At 74.3% G+C, this 13366-nt stretch carries 13 protein-coding genes; 8 read left to right on the top strand and 5 right to left on the bottom strand.

What is annotated here, in order from left to right; translation table 11 throughout:
• Positions 1 to 3: 3 nt before the first annotated feature.
• Together ACZ7OY_RS03155 and ACZ7OY_RS03150 are read right to left on the bottom strand one after the other, a co-directional pair.
• Positions 4 to 930, bottom strand: coding sequence for a hypothetical protein (locus ACZ7OY_RS03155; protein WP_471909765.1), 927 nt, complete (start codon positions 928 to 930; stop codon positions 4 to 6).
• Positions 931 to 1398: 468 nt separating this feature from the next.
• Positions 1399 to 1857, bottom strand: a complete 459-nt coding sequence (locus ACZ7OY_RS03150) for an RrF2 family transcriptional regulator (RefSeq protein WP_471909764.1) — start codon at positions 1855 to 1857, stop codon at positions 1399 to 1401.
• Positions 1858 to 2076: 219 nt separating this feature from the next.
• Here ACZ7OY_RS03150 and ACZ7OY_RS03145 point away from each other — a divergent pair, with 219 nt between their 5' ends.
• The 5 genes from ACZ7OY_RS03145 to ACZ7OY_RS03125 are packed head-to-tail and all read left to right on the top strand — an operon-like array spanning position 2077 to position 7644.
• Positions 2077 to 3306, top strand: a complete 1230-nt coding sequence (locus ACZ7OY_RS03145) for an MAB_1171c family putative transporter (RefSeq protein ID WP_471909763.1) — start codon at positions 2077 to 2079, stop codon at positions 3304 to 3306.
• Between the two features lie 33 nt (positions 3307 to 3339).
• Positions 3340 to 3864 carry a toxin gene (locus ACZ7OY_RS03140; protein ID WP_471909762.1) on the top strand — a complete coding sequence of 175 codons (525 nt, stop codon included), beginning with the start codon at positions 3340 to 3342 and terminating at the stop codon, positions 3862 to 3864.
• Positions 3861 to 5042 carry an MAB_1171c family putative transporter gene (locus ACZ7OY_RS03135; protein ID WP_471909761.1) on the top strand — a complete coding sequence of 394 codons (1182 nt, stop codon included), beginning with the start codon at positions 3861 to 3863 and terminating at the stop codon, positions 5040 to 5042. The genes ACZ7OY_RS03140 and ACZ7OY_RS03135 overlap by 4 nt, the downstream gene beginning before the upstream one ends.
• The gene (locus ACZ7OY_RS03130) at positions 5039 to 6238 is read left to right on the top strand and encodes an MAB_1171c family putative transporter (protein ID WP_471909760.1); all 1200 of its coding nucleotides are present in this window, start codon (positions 5039 to 5041) and stop codon (positions 6236 to 6238) included. Before ACZ7OY_RS03135 ends, ACZ7OY_RS03130 begins: the two co-directional genes overlap by 4 nt.
• An 8-nt stretch (positions 6239 to 6246) precedes the next feature.
• Positions 6247 to 7644: an FAD-dependent monooxygenase gene (locus ACZ7OY_RS03125; RefSeq protein ID WP_471909759.1), complete on the top strand. Its 1398-nt coding sequence runs from the start codon at positions 6247 to 6249 to the stop codon at positions 7642 to 7644.
• Positions 7645 to 8030: 386 nt separating this feature from the next.
• Here ACZ7OY_RS03125 and ACZ7OY_RS03120 read toward each other — a convergent pair whose 3' ends face one another.
• The gene (locus ACZ7OY_RS03120; RefSeq protein WP_471909758.1) at positions 8031 to 8876 is read right to left on the bottom strand and encodes an SMP-30/gluconolactonase/LRE family protein; all 846 of its coding nucleotides are present in this window, start codon (positions 8874 to 8876) and stop codon (positions 8031 to 8033) included.
• On the bottom strand, positions 8873 to 9646 hold the full coding sequence (locus tag ACZ7OY_RS03115) for an IclR family transcriptional regulator (RefSeq protein WP_471909757.1): 774 nt from the start codon (positions 9644 to 9646) through the stop codon (positions 8873 to 8875). The genes ACZ7OY_RS03120 and ACZ7OY_RS03115 overlap by 4 nt, the downstream gene beginning before the upstream one ends.
• A 207-nt stretch (positions 9647 to 9853) precedes the next feature.
• On the opposite strand from ACZ7OY_RS03115, the gene ACZ7OY_RS03110 reads away from it, so the two are divergent.
• Positions 9854 to 10462 (top strand): hypothetical protein, encoded by a 609-nt coding sequence (locus tag ACZ7OY_RS03110; protein WP_471909756.1) that lies wholly within the window; start codon positions 9854 to 9856, stop codon positions 10460 to 10462.
• A gap of 56 nt (positions 10463 to 10518) precedes the next feature.
• Here the strand turns inward: ACZ7OY_RS03110 and ACZ7OY_RS03105 are convergent, their stop codons facing one another.
• The gene (locus tag ACZ7OY_RS03105) at positions 10519 to 11385 is read right to left on the bottom strand and encodes an ATP-grasp domain-containing protein (RefSeq protein WP_471909755.1); all 867 of its coding nucleotides are present in this window, start codon (positions 11383 to 11385) and stop codon (positions 10519 to 10521) included.
• 143 nt (positions 11386 to 11528) lie between these two features.
• Between ACZ7OY_RS03105 and ACZ7OY_RS03100 the strand changes: the two genes are divergently transcribed.
• Both ACZ7OY_RS03100 and ACZ7OY_RS03095 read left to right on the top strand, forming a co-directional pair.
• A complete protein-coding gene (locus tag ACZ7OY_RS03100; RefSeq protein ID WP_471910366.1) occupies positions 11529 to 12599 on the top strand; it encodes a MerR family transcriptional regulator in 1071 nt (356 codons plus the stop codon).
• A gap of 108 nt (positions 12600 to 12707) precedes the next feature.
• On the top strand, positions 12708 to 13322 hold the full coding sequence (locus ACZ7OY_RS03095) for an O-methyltransferase (RefSeq protein WP_471909754.1): 615 nt from the start codon (positions 12708 to 12710) through the stop codon (positions 13320 to 13322).
• The last annotated feature ends 44 nt before the right edge of the window (positions 13323 to 13366 follow it).

Genomic DNA, 13366 nt, shown 5'->3' with positions numbered 1-13366 from the left:
GGATCAGAAGTTGCTGTCGTCCGCCAGGCCGATGCTGCTGATCGCGATGTACTTGTCACGGGCGCCGGGATTGCCCGTCTCGACGATGTCGACGGTCGCGCTGTCCGCGGTGACGATCGACGGCAGGTCGATCCACTCCATCACCTCGTCGGGCTCGTCGATCACCTCTGTGTATTGGGCGACCACCTGTCCGTTCAGCGAGAACGTCCACTGCGCCTTCGTCACGGTCAGGTTCTTGTAGAACCAGTCCGTACCGTTGGGGTCGGTCTTGGTGTAGCCGGGAACCAGGCCGACGTTGGTCAGCCGGGTCGCACCGTCCAGCTCCAGGGACAGCCGCCCGGTCCGCCGACCGCATCGCCAGGCGGTCTCGTCCAGTTTGTCGATGGCGTTCCCGGGCTCGTAGGAGAAGTACCGACCCTTGCTGTCCGGCTGGTCGGGCAGGACGCAGTCCGAGGTCGCGTAGGTCGGGAAGAGCCGGTTGCTGGGATTAATCGTGCTGTCCGCGTGCACCACGGAATCGTCGGTGCCGTCCGTCGCGGCCGCGCCGTCCCCGGTGTACGCGTCCCCGTCGTCCCGGAGCGTGTTCGCCTCCGGGGCGGCCGGCGGTGACGCCACGTCGGCCCGCGGCTTCGCGTCCGACGCCTGACCGGACGACGTCGTACCGCCGTTGCCCAGCAGGAATCCGGCGACGAGCGACGCCGCCACCGCCGCCACCGCACCGGTGGTGAGCCACAGCCGCCTGCGGGGCGGGGCGGACGGCACCTCGGCCGGGTCCACGGCCACCGGCGCGGGCGGAACATCCGGTACGGCGACAGCGACCGGCGCGGGCACGGCGGGCGGGTCGGGAACCTCGGCCGGGGCAGGCGTCGCGGGTGTGGCGGCCGGGGCCGGCGGGGTCTCGGAAACGGGTTCCGGAGCCGTCTGCGGCACGGGCGGAGCAACGGGCTGCGGCGGCACAGGCGGAGCGACCGGCTGCGGCACCGGCGGAGCAACAGCCTGCGGCGCAGGCGGTGGAGTGGCGGCCGCCTGCACAGGGGCGGCCGCCTGGCCCTGGACGGTCCTGCCGCACTGACGGCAGAAGAAGCGCGCCTCGGCGGCGGCCGTCACGCAGCCCGGACAGCTCTCCATGGATCCCCCCACGTTCGGCACGGCACCACACAGCGGCCGGGAGGCTCCGTGGCCCCCCGGAAATGTGTGAGCTATGTAAAGAAGATGTGTAAGGCATCTTTTAGCATCGGCAATCGTCCCTGGTCAATGGCATGATCAAGAAATGGGCACACGTCAGGAAGTGAAGCTCCTGTGAAGAGGTTCACTTCCGTCACGCCCTGCGCCGCGGGCCTCCGCCCGCACTTGCGGCCCTCTCGGTGAACTGCCGTGCGCCACAGCGCAGTTACCGGTTCACGGGTTCTCCCACGCCGCCGGCTCCGCCGCGAGCTCGCGTACCGGTTCCGGCAGCGCGTCCGCCGCGATGTCGGCGATCGTGACGCCCTCCAGGATCTTGCGCACATTGGCCCGCAGGGCGATCCACAGGGGCAGCAGCGGCTGTGCGGAGCCGGTGTAGGTGAGGTCGGTCGGGCGTTCGCCGCGCACCGAGACGATCGGGCCGTCGACCGCGCGGATCACGTCCGCGACGGTGAGGGCGCGGGCGTCCCGGGCCAGCCGGTAACCGCCGCCCCCGCCGCGCCTGCTGTCGACGATCCCGCCGCGCCGCAGATCGCCGAGGATCCCCTCCAGGAACTTGTGCGGGATGTCCTGCGCGGCGGCGATCGTCTCCGCCTTCACCGGGTCCCCGTCGTGGCGTACGGCGAGTTCGAGAACCGCCCGTACCGCGTAGTCCGCCCGTGCCGAGATCCTCATGCCCCCATTGTGGGGTGTCGTCGTGGGCGCGACAGCCTGCGCGCACGAGCGCGCGGCGGCCGCCCGGGGCAGGCTCCGACGTCGGACTCCGGCCAGAACAGGGGTGGTTCGGTGGCCGACAACGGCCGGAGGACGACATGACGCGGACACTTCCAGGCGCGTAACCTCGAACCGGCCGTGGGGCGGCGGGTGCCGGGGGAAGGCGGGGAAGGAGGCGGGATGGCAGGCGGCAGTGGCTTCTCCATCTCCTTCTGGATCCCCACAGCGGTGCTGACGGTCGCCCTGTTGATCAAGCTGCCCACGATCATCCGGCTGTGGAAGGACCCGCTGCTGCGGGCCGTGGGCGGGCTGCTGCTGCTCGCCTGTTCGGTGTTCGTGTTCGTGGCGCCGTCGACGATCGCCTGGACCAACCGGATCACCGGCGTGCCGAACATCTCCGCGCCCTGGGTGTATTCGCTGCTCACCGCGTTCTGCGGGTCCTGTCTGCTGCTGATCATCGCCTGGCGCAACGGCCTGTCCGACCGCTCGGCCGAGACCCGGCGCGCCATGCGGTGGGTGGTCCTCGGGTACACGGGCGTGATCGTGGCGCTGTGGGTGCTGTTCGCGCTGGCGGACGCGCCGGTGGAGCGGATCACCGACCTCGACACCTACTACGCCAACACGCCGTACATGCGCGAGATGATCGTGCTCTATCTGCTCGCGCACGCCGTGGCGGTGCTGATCACGTCCCGGCTGCTGTGGAACTGGGTGCGCACCGACGGGCTGGACGCCTGGCTGCGCTGGGGGCTGACGTTCCTCGGTGCGGGCTACGGCCTGAACCTCATCTTCGACGTGTCCAAGTCCGCCGCCGTCGTGGCCCGTTGGACCGGACACGACCTCGACCTGCTGAGCACCGGGGTGGCTCCGCCGGTGGCCTGTCTGTCGGCGATCGCGATCGCGGTCGGCTTCATCCTGCCGCACGTCGGCCAGTATCTGCACGACCGCTGGCGGCTCCGGCTCGCCCACCGCGAGCTGCGGCCGCTGTACCTGCTGACCCGCTCCGTCGCCGGCGGCGGGGTGCCCCGGCTGCCGCGCGGCACGGCCGAACTGCGCCTGACCCGCCGCGAGACGTTCATCCGCGACGTGCTGCTGCCGCTGGCCCGGCACATCGACATGGAGCTGCGCGGACGGGCCCACGAGGCCGCCCGCGCCCTCGGGTTCCCGCCGCGGCGGGCCGAGGCGCTGGCCGCCGCGGTGGCGATCCTGGACGCCGTCGAGGGCTCCCGGGGGCGGCCGGACGGGGACGGCAGCGCCGACGACGCGGACGCCACCGATCTGCTCCAGGGGATCGGGGCCGTGTCACGGGAGCTGCGCAGACCCGAGGACATCGACGCGGTGCGCGCCCGGGCGGCGGCGCCGGCGGGCGCCCGGGCGGGCGGGCCGCCGATTTCCGCACCGGAGGTGGGGTAGCTGAAGCGGGGTCTTTCCCGGCATATTTCGACGGTGCGTACGAAGCGGGAGATGCGCCGGCTGGCCGGCACGCTCATCGATCCCATCCGGATCCCGATCCCGGCCGACCCCGGGGACCTCTTCGACGCGCTCGTGGAGTCGGTCAGCCAGTGGCGGGGCCGGGAGGTCGTCGTGCACCGGCGGGTCTTCCCGCCGCACACCGCCAGCGGGCTGTGGCTGGACGGGCGCACCCACGACGACGTCGTCATCGACAAACGGGCCGCCGTCTGGCACCAGATAGTGATCTTCTGTCACGAGGTGTGGCACATGCACCGGCAGGGAACGGACGGCGCGGACGAGGGAGTCGACGGCGAGGGCCCCCGACTCGTCGCGGCCCGCACCGACTTCAGCCTCGCCGACGAGCAGGAGGCCGACCAGTTCGGCATGCTGATGGGCCGTCGGCTGCGCACCTGGCTGGAGGCGCCCGCCGACTCCGTGTACGCCGCCGACAGCAACGGCACCCACGATCTGTCCGGGCGCATCGGAGCCGCCCTCAACTACCGCGGGACACGAGGATGAGCGGCCTGATCAACTATGTGAGCTGTGGGGTGCTGTGGCTGGGCCTGGTGGTCAAGGCCCCCGACCTGGTGCGGCACCGCCGGGACCCCTATCTACGGGCCATCTGTGTCGTGCTGGGTCTGGCCGGCGCCTGCTTCTTCCTGGGCGCCCCGCCGACGGTCGGCGCCGTCAACCGGATCAGCGGGGTGCCGAACCTCGCCGCCCCGCTGACGTACGCGTCGATCACCGCGTACAGCGCCGCCGCCCTGATCCTGATCGTGTACTGGCGGGGCGGCCCGCACGTGCACCGCACCACCCGCCGCTGGGTGGTGGCGTACACCTGCGTCCTGGTCGGCATCGCCGGGACGTTCGCGCTCGGCGACGCGCCCGTGGAACGCCGTACCGACCTGGACACCTACTACGCGACGACCCCGTTCATCGCCGAGATGATCGTGCTCTACCTGGTCGGGCATCTCGTCGCCGCGGTCGTGACCATGGTGTCGTCCCTGAGCTGGGCCCGTCAGGTGCGCGGCTGGCTGCGCGCGGGCCTGGTGACGCTCGGCATCGGCACGCTGTGCAACGCCGGCTACAGCGTGAGCAAGCTCGCCGCGGTGGCGGCCCGCTGGTGCGGGCGGGACTGGTCGGGACTGGGTACGACCGTCTCGCCGGCGGCCGCCGGACTGGGCGCGCTGACGACGGTCACCGGCATCCTGATCCCGCTGCTCGGCCCCTGGCTGACCCAGTGGCGCAGCTCCCGGCGGGCGTACGCCCGGCTCGAACCGCTGGAGCGGGAGCTCGACGACGTCCTCACCCGCCGCGCGCTGCGGCTGCCCCGGCCCCGCTGGTCCTCCCCCGGCACCCTGCTGCTCTGGCGCCGGACCAGCATCCACAACGCGCTCGGCCACCTGGACGCGCTCTTCGACCGGGGGCTGTACGACCGCACCCGCGAGGCCGCGCTGGCGGACACCGGCGGCGATCCCGAGCAGGCCGAGGCGGTCGCCTGGGCCGCCGTCATCACGGTCGCCGTACGGGAGGAGGAGCACCGGGCCGGACTGCTCGCGCAGGCCGCCGGGACCGGCTGGATCGCGGACCGCACGCCCGGCCCGGACGCGCTCGTGCGGATCGCCGACGCTCTCGCCTCCTCGCCGCTCGTCGCGGCCGCCCGGGTGTGCGGCGCGACCACCTCGGGCAGCGCATGAGCGTCGTCGTCTACGTCGCCGCCGTCGGCCTCGCGCTGTCCGGCGCGGTGCTGTTCCGCCGGCCGCGCGCGGGCGTACGGGCCGTGCGCAACCCGCTGACCGTGTCGACGTGCGCGGCCCTCGGCCTCGCCTCGCTCGTCCTGGTCTGCTCGGCCCCGCTGACCCTCGCCGCCGTCAACGGCCTCACCGGCGTGCCCAACTTCGGCGCCCCGCTCACCTACGGCATGCTCTCCGCCTACAGCTGCTCCCTGTTCGTCCTGCTGATCAACTGGCGCGGCGGGCCCCGCGAGCTGGTCCGGCGCATGGTGCTGCGGGCCATCGCCGCCTACGCGGCGCTGATCGTCGCCCTCGTCGTGCTGTTCACGCTGGCGGACGCGCCCGTGGAACGGCTCACCGACCTCGACACCTACTACGCCGGCACGCCGTACATGCGCGAGATGATCGTGCTCTATCTGGCCGGGCACAGCGTCGCGACCGTCGGGCTGTGCGCGGTGGGCGTCAAGTGGGGACGCGAGGTCACCGGGCTGCTGCGGACCGGACTGCGGCTGATCCTCATCGGTTCGATGCTCGACCTGGTGGGCTTCCAGCTGACCAAGTACACGGCGGTCGCGGCACGTTGGACGGGCCACGACCTCGACTTCCTGTCCACCACGGTCGCCCCGCCGATGGCCTCGCTCGGCGCGCTGACCTGCTCCGTGGGGTTCGTGCTGCCCCGCCTCGGGCCCTCGGTCGCCGCGCACTGGCACAGCCTGCGCGACCTGCGGACGCTGGCGCCGCTGTGGTCGGCGCTGCGGTTCGCCTCCACCGCCCCGCCACCGCCCGGTTCCTGGTGGCGGCTGCCGCGGGAGCGGTTGCAGTGGCGCGAGGTCGCCATCCACGACGCGCTGCTGACGCTGGCCCCCTACTTCGACGACCGGGTCCGGGAACGGGCCCTCGACGGCGCCCTGCGCGCGGGCCGCACCCCGCACCGGGCGCGGGTCGCGGCGGAGGCGGCCATGCTCGCCGCCGCCGCGCGCCATGCCGCCGCGCGGTCGCGGCCCTTCGACGTGCCGAGCGGGTACCGGCTGCGGGCCACCAGGGCCTCCGGGACCAGCGGGCTGACCGAACTGGTCGAGCTGGCTCGGGAGTTCACCCGATCAACACCTGTCACCGCGGTACGTGAAGGTACCGTGACGGCGACCCCCGACCGACCCTGAGGAGCCCCATGACGCGCAGAGCTGTCGTCATCGGTGCCGGCCTGGCCGGCATGCTGGCCGCGGCCGCGCTGTCCACCAGCGCGGATGAAGTGATCGTGCTGGAGCGCGACGAGCTGCCCGAAGGACCCGCCCACCGCAAAGGCCTGCCCCAGGGCCGCCACTCCCATGTCCTGATGGCCGGCGGTCTGGCCGCGATGGAGGAGGTCGTGCCGGGCGCGAGCATACGCAAGCAGCTCCTCGCCGCGGGCGCCCACGAACTCTCCCTGGGCCGGGACATGGTGGCGCTCACCTCCGAGGGCTGGCTCCAACGCTGGCAGGACGAGGGCCCCCGACTGATCGCGTGCAGCCGGGCGCTGCTGGACTGGGTGGTACGGGCCGCCGTGGCGGCGGACCCGCGGGTGGTGATCCGCCGAGGCCGGGCCGTGGACCTGCTCGGCGACGCGGGCCGGGTGACCGGCGTACGCGTGGCCACCGAGGGCGCCGAGGACGCCGGCGAGTCCGACCTCGCCGCGGACCTCGTCGTCGACACGAGCGGCCGCGGGTCACGGGTGGTGCACTGGCTGGGCGGGCTGGGGGTGACCGGCGTCCGGGAACGGACCGTGGACACGGGCCTGGTCAACGCCACCCGGGTGTACCGCGCCCCCGAGGGCGCCGAACGCTTCCCCATGACGGTCGTCCAGGCCGACCCGTACGTGTCCCGGCCGGGCCGCAGCGGGATGATCCTGCCGATCGAGGGCGGCCGCTGGATGGTCAGCCTCGGCGGCACCCGCGGCGGCGAACCGCCCGCCGATCCGGAGGGCTTCCTGCGCTACGCCCTCGACCTGCCCCACCCCGTGGTCGGCAGGCTGATCGCCGCGGCCGAACCCCTCACCGACGTGCACCTCAGCCGCAGCACCCGCAACGACCGCCGGTACCTGGAGAAGGTCCGCGACTGGCCCGAGGGCCTGGTCGTGCTCGGCGACGCGCTGGCCACCTTCAACCCGGCGTACGGACAGGGCATGACGGTGGCGGCGCTCGGTGCCCGGGTGCTGCACCGGGAGCTGGCGGCCGGCGGGGTCGGCGCCGCCGGGCTGGCCCGCCGGGTGCAGCGCGGGGCCGCCCGGCCGGTCGACGCGGCCTGGGCGGCGGCCGTCGGCCAGGACGTCTGGTACCCGGGGACCCGCGGCGCCCGGCCCGGCCTCGGCGACCGTGTGGTCACCGGCTTCGCCCGGCGGCTGACCCGGGCGGCGACCGGCTCCCCCGGCGCGGCGGCGGCCCTGTGGGACGTGACGAGCCTGTTGGCGGGCCCCGGCCGCCTGCTGCGGCCGGCCACCCTCCTGGCGGTCCTCAACGGCCCCCTCCTGCCCCCGCTGTCGGGCCCCCCGCTGACGCGGGAGGAACGCCGGCTGATGGAGCCGGCCGTCTGACCGCCGGGCACCGCGCCGGCCCACGACCGGCCGACGGGCCGCGAACCGGGTCGGCCACCGACCGGCCACGACCGACTGGCGGGCCGCGTCGGCCTGCGACCTGCTGACGGGCCACGGGCCTGCTCGGCCCACGACCGGCCGCGACCGGCTGGCGGGCCGCGTCGGCCTGCGACCTGCTGACGGACCACTGGCCTGCGCGGCCCACGACCGGCCGCGACCGACTGGCGGACCGCGCCGGCCTGCGACCTGCTGACGGACCACTGGCCTGCGCGGCCCACGACCGGCCGCGAGCCGCGAGCCGTACCGACCCACGACCGGCCGTCAGGCCGCGGACCGTATCGGCCCACGACCGGCCGCGCGCCGCGAGCCGCGGACCGCGGGCCGGGTCAGCCCGCGAATGCCGGGTGCGGCTGTCCCTTGCCCGCCCCCGGGACCACCAGCAGGCAGCCCGCGAGTGCCGACGGCGCCGACAGGCCCGTACGCGCCGTGGTGACGTAGAGGTCGGTCAGGTCCGGGCCGCCGAAGGCGCAGGCGGTGATGCGCGGGGTCGGCAGGGCGACCACCCGGTCGAGGGCGCCGGACGGGGTGTACCGGCGGACCGCGCCGCCGTCCCAGAGGGCCACCCACACACAGCCGTCGGCGTCGACCGTGAGGCCGTCCGGGAAGCCGGCGCCCGCCTCGATCTCCGCCAGCGTGCGGCGGTTCGAGATCCGTCCGCCGTCGTGGTCGAAGACGTCGATCCGGCGGGTCGGGCTGTCGACGTAGTACATCAGCCGGCCGTCGGGGCTCCAGCCGGTGCCGTTGCTGACCGTCACGTCGTCGAGGACCGTCTCGACCGTGCCGTCGCCGGCGATCCGGGACAGGGTGCCGCCGCCCGTCGCCTCGTCGTAGCGCATCGTGCCGGCCCACAGGGAGCCGTCGGGGGCGACGGCGGCGTCGTTGGCGCGGCGGCCGGGCACGGGGTCGTGGTGCAGCCAGCCGAGGGTGCCGTCCGGGTCGAGCAGGGCGACACCGTCCCTGAGGTTCAGCACCAGTCCGCCGGCCGCGCGGGGCTTCACCGCGCCGACGTGCTGCGGGGTCGTACGGACCGTGCGGCGGCCGGAGGCGGGGTCGTAGGTGTGGATCCGTGAGCCCAGGATGTCCAGCCAGATCAGGCGGCCGGCCGCCGCGTCCCAGGTCGGGCCCTCGCCGAGCGTCGCCTCCGCCCGGACAGCCACCTCGTACGCCGTCATGCCACGCTCCGGTGGCCCAGGCGCTCCGACAGCTCCACGGCACCCTTGGCGGCGAGCTGTTCCAGCTCCGCCAGGCGCTCGTCGCTCCAGCGGATCATCGGTACGGAGATGGACAGCGCTGCCACCACCCGCCCGGTCCGGTCGCGCACCGGCGCGGCCACGCAGCTCACGTCCGGGTTGGACTCGCGGCTCTCCACCGCGACCCCGCGCCGGCGGATCTCCGCCAGGGCCTCGCGCAGCACGGCCGGGGAGGTGATGCTGTTCGGGGTCATCGCGACGAGGTCGGCGTCCTCGGGTACGCGCGAGTCGAGCTCGGCGTCGGGCAGCGAGGCCAGCAGCATCTTGCCGACGGAGGTGCAGTGGGCGGGGAGCCGGCGGCCGGCGGCGGACACCATGCGCACGGCGTGCGTGGAGTCGACCTTGGCGATGTAGATGACGTCGGTGCCCTCCAGGATCGCCACGTGCACGGTCTCGTCGCACGTCTCGGCGACCGACCGGGCGACCTGCTGCCCCTCGGCGGCGAGGTCGAGCTGCTCGGCGTAGCGGCTGCCGAGCTGGTACGGGCGCACCCCGAGCCGGTAGCGTCCGGGCTGACCGGGCACCGGCACGATGTACTGACGGGCGGCGAGCGTGGTGACCAGCTCGTGCACGGTGGTACGGGGCAGCTGGAGCCGGCGCACGATGTCGGGGGCGGAGAGCGTCCCGTCCCCGTCGAGGAAGAGCTCCAGAATGTCGAGAGCCCGGGTCACGGCAGGTACGAGTCGTCCCACGACCGGCCCCCTCCCTTGGTTCACTAGGTGACGGTGTTCATGACGATGTTCACGGCGGTGTTCACGGCGGTGTTCTGCGGTGTTCACGATCGGCGTTCGATATTTCAACAGTCGATCGGGATTGCGAACATAGGCTAGTCATAGTGGGGTTCCGCGGGCAATGGCCGGGACTCCCGGGAGTGCGGGCGGTGCGCGACGATGGGTGCCATGCCGTCCCCGAAGCCCCCCGCCGGCCCCTTCACCGCCGCGGACTTCCAGCTGGTCCTGCTGCGTCGCATGGCCGACCACAACCCCGGCCTGGTGGACGACGCCCGCCGGCTGCTGGGCGCCTCGCTCACCGACATGCGCGAGGCCAACAAGCGCTGGCAGGCCATGCTGCGCTCCCCGCGGGCCCGTTCCGCGGCCGCCCGCTACCGCTCGGTCCTCGGCCCGCCCGAGTCCGCCGTCGCCCGCAGGATCGGCGACCTCGACTGCGAGGCCCGGCTCTGGCCGCTGCCGCTCTGGCCCGACCTGCGCTTCGAGGTCCTCGTCGCGCCCGACGGGGTGGTGTGGAACGAGTGGCTGGTACGGGCGCCGGGCGCGCCCGGCGCCGGGCTGCGCACCGTCGAGGACCTCGCCCCCTGGTCCTGCACGGTCGACGAGGCCGCCCGTGCCTTCGCCCCGGCCCGCCCGCTCCAGGGCACGGCTCCCACCCGGTGGGGCCTGGCGTTCACGGCCCCCGACCGGGACGGGACGGCGCACGAGGTCGTCGCCGAGTTCACCTGGGGACTGCTCCAGCGGACCGCGACGGCCCGGCCCGCCCCGCAAGCGCCCTGAGGCACGCCCGGCCCCCGACGGCCCCACGGACCCGTCACCCCGCTTCGACGGAGCGCTCAGGCCGACGCCAGCACCGCGTCCACCACCCGGTCCACGGACCCCGGGTGCAGGAACAGGAACAGATTCGGCTCGACGAGTTCCAGCTCCATCACCCTGGGCCGACCGTCGTCCCCGTCCACCAGGTCCACCCGCGCGTACAGCAGCCCGGGCGCGCCCGGCACGGCGGCCAGCGCCTGTTCGGCGACGGCGAGCTCCGCCGGGGTCGCGGTCCACGGCTCCAGGCCGGGGTGCGCCACCTTGTCCGCGTCGTAGGCCGTGCCGGGCGACAGCACCGGCTGCTTGCGGCTGGCGTGCAGGAACCGGCCGCCGACGTACAGCAGCGCCCGTTCGCCGCCGACGTCGATGCCGGTGACGTAGGGCTGCACCATGGCGGTGTGCCCCTCGTCGTGCATCCGGGCCAGGTGCCGCAGGGCGCTCGCGCGCTCCTCGGGCGTGTAGCGGGCGGCGAAGCGCGCACCGGCGCCCGAGGTGGGCTTGACGACGTACTCGTGGCCGTCCGGGAGGTCGGCCGGATCGCCGGGCGCGAGGTAGCGGGTGGGGACGACGGGCACCCCGGCCGCCGCGAGATCCCCGAGGTAGCGCTTGTCGGCGTTCCAGCGGACGACGTCGGCGGGGTTCAGCAGCCGGGTCGCCGCGTCGCACCTGCGCACCCACGCCGCGAACTCGGCCGCGCGCCAGCTGTAGTCCCAGGTCGAGCGTATGACGACCAGGTCGAAGGCGCTCCAGTCGACGCCGGGGTCGTCCCAGGGCACGGCGACGGCCTGCGCCCCGGCCGCCCGCAGCGCCTCCACCAGGACCGGGAGGTCGCTGTCCTTGCCCGGCTCCGGGCCGGGGTCGTAGGTGGCGAGTGCGATGCGGGGCACGGCGGATTCCCTCCTGAAGGGGCGGACGAACCCACGCAGGCTAACCGGCGGCCCCGGCTGCGGAACAAGGTGTTTGACCTTCACCCTGGGGCAGCCCCCAGCATCGGTGGCAGGAAGACCGAGGGAATCCGGACGGGATGTACATGGACCTGCTGACGATCGGCGCCTTCGCGAAGGCGTCCCGGCTGTCTCCGAAGGCGCTGCGGCTCTACGACGAACTGGAGCTGCTGCGGCCCGCGCGGGTCGACCCGGTGACCGGCTACCGCTACTACGCCCAGGCGCAGTTGGAGCAGGCGCGACTGGTGGCGTGGCTGCGGCGGCTGGGGATGCCGCTGGCCGGCATCCGCCGGGTGTGCGCCCTCGGCCCGGCGGACGCCGCCGCCGAGATCCGCGCCTACTGGGCGCGGGTCGAGGCGGAGACGGCGGCCCGGCGGGACCTCGCCGTCTTCCTCGCCGACCATCTCGCCGCGGCGGCGCCCGAGCCGCCCAGGAAGGACACCGTCATGCTGGAACTGCGTTACTGCGCCCACTCCGACCGCGGCCGCGTCCGGCCCGCCAACCAGGACACCGCCTACGCGGGCACCCGGCTGCTCGCCGTGGCCGACGGCTTCGGTCCGGCGGGCGGACCGGCCGGGCGGGCCGCCGTCGCGGCGCTGAAGGCCCTGGACACCGCGGAGGTGCCCGCCGGGAGCGTGCTCAACCTGCTGGAGGACGCCGTACAGAGCGCGACCCGCGCCGTGCACGAGGTGTCCTCGACGGACGAGACCGGTACGACCCTCACCGCCCTGCTGTGGACCGGCTCCCGGCTGGCGCTGGTGCACATAGGCGACTCGCGCGCCTATCTGCTGCGTGCGGGGGAACTGTTCCGGATCACCCACGACCACACCCTGGTCCAGTCGATGCTCGACGAGGGCCGGCTGACGCCGGAGGAGGCCGCCGCCCACCCCCAGCGCTCCCTGCTCCTGAAGGTCCTGTCGGGCGGCGCACCGGCCCTGCCGGACCTGCGGCTGGAGGACGCGCTGCCCGGCGACCGCTATCTGCTGTGCTCCGACGGCCTGTCCGTGGTGGTCCCCGACGACCGGATCCGGCGGCTGCTGTCCGAACGCACCGATCCCGACGACGCCGTACGGGCCCTGGTGGACGCCGCGAACGACGCGGGCGGCCCGGACAACATCGGCTGCGTGGTCGCCGATCTGGTGGCGGCAGCAGCCTGATCCGCGCCGGAACGGTCGCCGATCCGGTGGCGGCCTGAGCCCGAACCACGCCGGGACGCTCGCCGATCCGGTGGCGGCAGCGGCCTCGACCACGGCAGGATCGGCCGTATGTCGATCGCCGGAACGAGCGCCTACGACTCCCACGGCCACCTCCCCCCGCTCGTGGAACGGGCCGTCGCCGCCGCCCGCGCCCACGGCTTCCCGTACTCCTGCCGCCCCGAACAGGGCCGCCTGCTGCACGCCCTGGCGGGCGGCGCCCGGGGGTCGATCGGGGAGACCGGCACCGGGTTCGGGGTCGGGCTGGCCTGGCTCGCCTCCGGCGCGGGCGACGGCGTACGGCTGGTCAGCGTGGAGCGGGACCCCGAGCGGGCCCGGGTCGCCGCCGGGCTGTTCGCCCACCTGCCCGGGGTGGAGGTGCTCACCGGCGACTGGGAGCGGATCGGCGAGCGGGGTCCGTACGACCTGCTCGTGCTGGACGGCGGCGGACAGGGCAAGGGTGACGGTCCGGCGGCGGACGTGGAGCGGCTGCTGACGCCCGGCGGCACGGTCGTCGTCGACGACTTCACCCCGGCGACGACCTGGCCGCCGCTGCACGAGGGCCGCCCCGACCTGCCGCGCCGCCTCTGGCTGGAGCATCCGGCGCTGCGGTCGGTGGAACTGCGCCTGGCACCCGACCTGAGCAGCGTGGTGGGCACCCGGGCGCTGCCGGCCGCGCCCGGGTGACCGGTGTCGGCGCCCGGCTCGCCCGCGCGTGACCGACGTCAAGT

The sequence above is a fragment of the Streptomyces sp. NPDC107559 genome, from assembly GCF_055657365.1.
The sequence above is the reverse complement of the archived record's forward strand: the minus strand, read 5'-3'. Positions and strand labels throughout refer to the sequence as shown.